At 28.5% G+C, this 7,465-nt stretch carries 5 protein-coding genes; 1 reads left to right on the forward strand and 4 read right to left on the reverse strand.

Going from position 1 to position 7,465, the window contains the following annotated elements; genetic code table 11:
- The coding region (locus GOQ29_RS04335) for an ABC transporter permease subunit (protein WP_203371414.1) at positions 1-2,400 on the reverse strand (2,400 nt) is incomplete at its 3' end.
- Between the two features lie 491 nt (positions 2,401-2,891).
- Between GOQ29_RS04335 and GOQ29_RS04340 the strand changes: the two genes are divergently transcribed.
- Positions 2,892-4,472 (forward strand): ABC-F family ATP-binding cassette domain-containing protein, encoded by a 1,581-nt coding sequence (locus GOQ29_RS04340; protein WP_203371415.1) that lies wholly within the window; start codon positions 2,892-2,894, stop codon positions 4,470-4,472.
- A 241-nt stretch (positions 4,473-4,713) separates the two neighbouring features.
- Here GOQ29_RS04340 and GOQ29_RS04345 read toward each other — a convergent pair whose 3' ends face one another.
- From GOQ29_RS04345 to GOQ29_RS04355, 3 genes are read right to left on the reverse strand one after another with little or no spacing between them, the layout of a single operon-like run.
- Entirely contained in the window at positions 4,714-6,183 is a 1,470-nt protein-coding gene (locus tag GOQ29_RS04345) for a hypothetical protein (protein WP_203371416.1), read from the reverse strand.
- Entirely contained in the window at positions 6,176-6,889 is a 714-nt protein-coding gene (locus GOQ29_RS04350) for an ABC transporter ATP-binding protein (RefSeq protein WP_203371417.1), read from the reverse strand. The genes GOQ29_RS04345 and GOQ29_RS04350 overlap by 8 nt, the downstream gene beginning before the upstream one ends.
- A gap of 18 nt (positions 6,890-6,907) precedes the next feature.
- Positions 6,908-7,399: a hypothetical protein gene (locus GOQ29_RS04355; protein WP_203371418.1), complete on the reverse strand. Its 492-nt coding sequence runs from the start codon at positions 7,397-7,399 to the stop codon at positions 6,908-6,910.
- Positions 7,400-7,465: the final 66 nt, after the last annotated feature.

Below are 7,465 nucleotides of genomic sequence, written 5' to 3' on the forward strand. Positions count from 1 at the left end.
ATCATACATCGTTATAGAATCTATTATTAATTGGACTTGCTGCCTCAATTTTTCTTTATCTATTGAATCAATATTTTGTTCTAAAAATTCTACTTCATCTCTAATCACATCATTTGCCGAGCCTATAGATATTCCACTACTTCCTTGAATGTGCATGGTATTAATTCCATCTTCTGCAAATGCTACCTTATCTCGTTTTGTATTTATATCTAGCTCTTTTGCCCTTTTAGTTATCAATTTAGTGAAATTATAATGATTCTTATGGGTAGAATTTAGTAATGATGTATCTAAATATAAAGTATCTGAATCTTTGTATCCTAAATGATTTAAACATATAATAAAGTGATTTTCAGATAAATCCTTATATATATCAGTCTTTCTAAAGGCATCCATACCTTTTTTATCATTTGAAGTGGATCCATCAAAAAACATAAAATAAATATCTCTTTCTGGTACATAATTATTTTCTTTCAAAGTATCTATGATCTCTAAATTTGCAGCAATTGATGATCCATTATATAATATCCCATTATCATTAGGTCCATTAATCTGTCCCCTATAATCATAATCACAAGTTAATATCATAGGTGGTTTTGTTGAGTCCCTACCTCTGATAACTCCCCCTATATTTTTTATAACAGTTTTATCTACATATTCTAAATTGTTATAATAAACAAATTCCTTTCCCTCATGGGTTTTAAGAATTTCAGCTACTTCTGGAGTTACATATATACTCATTATTCCAGTTTGATTCATTGGATTTTCTAACTTATCAAGGGAATCTCCTATCTCTATAGGAAACTCAGCTTTAATATAATCATTTGATTCAGCAAAAAAAAGACCATCTATAGAAGGAGTTTGAGTTAATTTCATAGTCATATCATCACTATAATTGTCCCTTTGTTCTACAACTATAAAATATCTTTCACTTCTGTCGTAATTTTCCTTTATATAATTATCAAAAGATAATATTTTTCTACTTAATTTTCCACTATAAGTATCTTCTGATGTCCTATTTAAAGCTACATTAAATATATTGTAATCCTCTTGAAATTGAAAATGTATATTTTCATCATCACCTTTAATGTATAGTTCACTTTCTCTCACATTTTTAATATCTACTTTTATGGAGCTTTCATTTACATAACTATTTCCGAATAAAGGCTCAATACCACTATCTTCTAATTGAGCTAATATATATTTTGAAGTATTTTCTTTTCCTTCTGAGGCTAATTCTCTTCCTCCATATTTATTTTTAGATAATTCCTCTATATGGGAATATAATTCTTCTCCATTTACATTAATTTTACTTTTAGGGAATGGAATAATGAAGTAAATTATTATCCCTAATACTAAAGCTGTCTTTATTAGTATACTCTTTTTATACCTTTTAATATTTTTTACTTGATAAATATATGTTATTGGAGATAAATGATAAGGAATATGTTTTATGAAAGTTATAAGCTTTGAATTTCTCTTATTTAATTCTATTTTTAGTCCTTCTCCTAGAAAATTAAATCCTAATATACTAATAAATAACGATAATGCTGGATATATAACCATCCATGGTTTCCATGTTGTTATAGCATATCTAGAGGAAGATAGCATAGAGCCCCATTCTGGATAATAACTAGGTTCTACGTCTATTCCCAATTGTCCCAGTGTGCCTAAATTTAATTTATTCCTTCCAATATATACTTCTAAAACTCCTAATTCTCCTAGGATCAATAACACTCTACTTATCTCTATAAAATAATAAATAACAATAGTTGCAAATAAATGGGGAAGCACATTTTCTATGGCTATTTGAAGCTTATTCTTACCTATTGCTATTTCTCCTTTAATAAAGTCTTGGGATAATATATTTTCTATTCTATCCCTTAATATTGTAGAAATTCTTGCCCATCCTACAAAAGTTAATACAATTACATAAGCTATAAAAGCCGACTCTATTTCCATTTCCTTAATATCATCAAAACTTAAAAAAATGAAACTCACTATTAATGCTGGAATAGCACTAAAGATTGTATTAAATATATCTATTATCTTTGAGCTTATTTTTCCTCCAAATCCAGCAAAAAATGAAAAAGGCAATGCTACTAAAAGTCTAAATAAAGCAATCATCACTCCCAATTGAATAGTTAATTTAGCACCATATATAATTCTACTAAATACATCCCTGCCTAATACATCAGTTCCCCAAATATTTAAATCATTAGGTTCATGGGATGGATTATCCACTTCCAGTGTCCCATTTTGAAAACTTGGTAATCCAAAATAAGTAGAAAATGGATCTAGATTTATCAATTGTTCACCATATATTGAAACAAATATTACTATTAAAACAATTATTAGTCCTATAATTAATGGTAAATTAAGTCTTTTTAGTCTAGTAATCAATCCCCTTCCTCCTTAGTCAGTAATATACTGATTCATATGATACACAATGTATTTTCCATCTATGCTATATATTTTCTATATATAACCTTACATTCCTTTTTATATTTTTAATGTAATATTACACAGACTGTTGAAAAAGTTAATAAAAATATTTTTCAACGTTTCATATAATTATCATATTTTAGATAAATTCAATGAAGTATTGAAATATGCAAATAATGGCATTAACTATTTTAGAAAACGAACTATGATATATAATTTAAATCATTTATACTATAGAAAAGGTATCTCTGAAATTTTAAATTAGCTAATCTATATAGAAAAATTACAAAGGATAATTATGATATTCACATCAACTAACTACCACTTTTATCATTCTATAATATCTTAAAAATATCCTTTTCTTACCTTTCAATATATAGCCTATTCCCCATTAAAATATGATATAATATTGATTAATTGCGAAATTTTATGTAAAGGATGATAATAACTTGATTACAGTAACTAATGTAAGTTTAAGATATGGAGATCAACAACTTTTTAAAGATGTAAATTTAAAGTTCAACCCAGGAAACTGTTATGGTGTTATAGGAGCTAATGGTGCTGGTAAATCTACATTTTTGAAGATTTTATCAGGAGAAATAGAACCTAATACTGGAGATATAAGTATCCCTAAAGAAGCTAGAATGTCAGTTTTAAAACAGGACCATTATCTATATGATGAGTATCCTGTTATTGAAACAGTTATAATGGGTAATTCTAGACTTTATGAAATAATGAAAGAAAAAGATGCTATATATATGAAAGAAGATTTCTCCGATGAAGATGGTATCAAAGCTGCCGAATTGGAAGGAGAATTTGCTGAATTAAATGGATGGGAAGCAGAATCTGAAGCCTCATCATTACTTCAAGGACTAGGTATAAGTACAGAGATTCACAATAAGCTTATGGGTGAGCTTACTGGTTCTGAAAAGGTAAAGGTCATCTTAGCCCAAGCCTTATTTGGAAAGCCAGAGATATTAATCCTCGATGAACCTACTAACCACTTAGATATCAAATCTATCAATTGGTTAGAGGAGTTTTTAATAGATTTTGAAGGTACTGTTCTTGTTGTATCCCATGATAGACATTTTTTGAATAAAGTATGTACTCATATATGTGATATAGACTTTAGTAAAATCAAATTATATATAGGGAACTATGATTTTTGGTATGAATCTAGCAGGTTGGCTAGACAAATGCTAAAGGATCAAAATAAGAAAAAGGAAGAAAAAGTTAAAGAATTAAAGGCATTTATTGCTAGGTTTAGCGCCAATGCCTCTAAATCTAAACAAGCTACTTCCCGTAAAAAATTACTGGATAAAATTACTTTAGATGATATAGAACCATCTAGTAGAAGATATCCCTTTGTAGGTTTTAACCCTGAAAGAGAAGTTGGAAATGATATATTAATGGTAGATAATTTAAATAAAACTATTGATGGAAAGACTGTTCTAAAGGATGTAAGCTTTACAATAAATAAGGGAGATAAAATTGCCTTTGTAGGAGATGAAATATCTATCACTACATTATTTAAAATCCTCATGGAAGAAATAGAAGCAGATAGTGGCGAATTCAAATGGGGTGTAACTATAACTAAGGCTTACTTCCCTAAAGACAACTCTGAATTCTTCAATGATGTAGACCTAAATCTAGTAGATTGGATGCGTCAATTCTCTGAAGATCAATCTGAAAGTTATCTTAGAGGATTCTTGGGTAGAATGTTATTCTCTGGAGAAGAAGCTCTAAAAAAGGCTAAAGTATTATCTGGAGGAGAAAAGGTGAGATGTATGTTATCTAGAATGATGCTAAGTAGTGCCAATGTATTATTACTAGATCAACCTACAAACCATTTAGACCTTGAGTCAATCACAGCAGTAAATAACGGGCTTCGGGACTATAAGAGTAATGTATTATTTACCTCTCATGACCATCAATTCATACAAACTGTAGCTAATCGTATAATAAAAATCACTCCAGAAGGAATGATTGATAGAATGATGAGCTATGATGAATTTTTAGAGAATATCTAATAGTTTAAAGGGGCTATCGGGAAATAGATAGCTGATAAAAAACAGTGCAATGGATATTCATTGTACTGTTTTTTTATGCAAAAAAGAAAAAAGTTTTTTGCATTATAAAATGTAAGTGATGACTTTGTTTTTTTGAGATAAAATCTCTATTTTACTCTAATTTATTGCTGTTAGTCAAGAGTAGGTTTGCTTCTGTTCGTAGCTCAGAGCCAGATATACATGGTTCTAATGTACCTACCGATTATCTTATGTTAATACGATAATCATTCAATTTTAACAACGCTAATATCAATAATGATATTACTAAAATAGTTAATGCAGTAAAAATTGCAGCAAGTTGAATATCCATTTTCTTGCCAAAAATAAGTATGATAAAAAATGACATTATTGCTAATGTTATATTTGCAGATGTTAGGATTAAACTCATTACTATAGATTGCATGCTCTTGTTAGTTTTTCTTATTATTAAACTTCCAAAACAAAATATATACATAGAAAAAATTATTACTGATTCTGAATATGCAATGGAGCTCAACAACTCAACAATTGAAGATCTTGCTATATTGCTTACTATTATTAGTGAAGCGATGTTATATAAACTAAACTTAAAAAATGGTAACAAACTAATCCAAAAATATTTAGCATAAGTCGCAAGTGGATATAGACTAAAACTATTATATTGTATTTGCTTTAGCCATATTCTCGATGTACTCATTGTAGTAATAACAAAAGAGCTAATAGCAGAACTAATTAAAATGACATATTTTGTTGGTAGAGGTTCACCACTGTTGTTTACCGTTTGCGATAATCCGACTCCAAAAATCACCGTGAGCAATACACCAAAGATCAATGAGAAATCCAGTAGAATAAATTTCTTTTGAACTTTTTCCGCACGAATCTGCCTGAATAGTAAAATAGCACCCCCGCTTAAGCTGCGAGCTAATATAGAATGTAAAAAGTCATTTTTAACATCGCTAACTTTTCTCTCAATTGACGAAGAATTATACTCTAATGTATCTTCATATTGTAAAATTTTATAGGCTGCTAACCAGTATACTACATACCCATACACAAAGGAAAGTAACATTGTCCAAGGTATCATAAATGTCTTTAGAATATTAATATAGTTGTATAATGATGCGAACGGTTCTATTCTACCTATTTTCAAAAGTGACCAAAACATTAATAAAATAAATATTATCACTGATAAGGACATTATAATCCTTCTATTCACCTGTTTAATATGAAGCTGCCAAAGCAAGACTGATAATAACATAGCTGTGGAAACAATTATGATAATATATTGAAGTAGAGTCATAATATTTAGTAAAGGATTAGCTGAAAATCTTATAACAATTATAAATATATATGTGATTATAACAAAAAATGGTATACTGACTTTAAAAAACTTATTTAAATATCCATATTGGATTACCTCATTACGTGTTATCGGCAATATCTTTATATAAAATTTATCTTGTTTACTATACAAGAAAGGAGAATGCCAGCAAAACTGAATCCAATATACAAAAAATATAACAGGACCAATAAGATATACACCATGTATATCAATAATATCAATATTTGAACTTCCTATTTTATTATAAAAAAGTATATAACTTAGCACCAACAGAACAATAAATACCATAGAACTTATTCTAGCCATTTTTCTACGTAATAAACGAAATAATAGAAATCTTAAATCATTCATTTTTATCAATTCCTTTGCTACCGTCGGTAAGCTCTAAGAAATATTCAGATAATTGTCTGCTATTTAACTCTTCATAACGTATATCACTTAAAATTTGTCCTTCACCTAATATAATAGCTCTGTCCCATATTAAATTCATTGAATCTAATATATGTGTGGACACTATTAATGTCTTATGGTGATTTTTATACATCAACATGTATTTCTTTAGTTGATCTATTGACTGAGGATCCAGCCCTACAAAGGGCTCATCAATTAGCAGAGTATCAGGATTATGTATTAGTGTCATAATTATATTTGTTTTTTGAAGCATCCCCTTTGACAATTCAGTACCCAGCTTATCTTTGTGAGCTAATAGATTAAAATCTTTACACAATTTTTCAGCTTTGGATTTCCAATCGTCTATTTTATAAATACGAGCATTGAATTCAATATGATCCCAAACTGTAAGATCCTCATATATTTCAGGCGTCTCTGGAATATAACCTAATTTTCTTTTGGAAATAATAGATTTGTTATTATGGCTATCTATCTGAATCTCACCTGAATAATTAATTAATCCAGATATACATTTCATTAGCGTGGATTTCCCAGCACCATTTCTTCCACATAATAGCGTAATTTCACCTGATGATATCTTAGTGTTGATATCTTTCATAAAAACCTTGTTGTTGTATCTTTTATTCAAATTGACAATTTTTATCATAACTTAACCTCTCATATATCATAATTTAAACAGTATCATAAAACCTAAAGATAGAACTAAAAGTATAACAGAGGAGCTCACTGAGTATTTTTTTTCAATACAAATATTTTTCCTAATACTATTTAAAAGTAACAAATACGCAGGGAACTTAATGAGCATAATAATCAGAATACCTATCATTCTATTCGATAATGGCAATATTGTTATAACAAAATTAGCAATTGAAAACAAAGGAAGCCAAGAAAATGATCTAATTATTTTTGATATAAAAAAAGAAAAGGGTGTTACATCTTTTAACAACGCATTTGCAAAATAAGCAAATAAGCTAAAAAGAAAAATCAGAACAAAATATACAAAAACATTCAGCGCAACTCCAGAAAGAATGATCTTAGTAAGAGATAAGTCAACCTCTTTAACTAAAGAAACTCTATTAACTAATACTGAAAGCACTGAAACAATACTAGTCAATATTATAGTCTGAATACTTACTAACAAATCAGTCTTTTTCATATGTCCTCCTTGTATAATGAACATGTAGTCAAGCTACAGGTTCAATCTAATTTATTTATTATATAA

This window comes from Anaeromonas gelatinilytica (assembly GCF_016820635.1).
Classification (GTDB): Bacteria; Bacillota; Clostridia; order Tissierellales; family SIT17; genus Anaeromonas; species Anaeromonas gelatinilytica.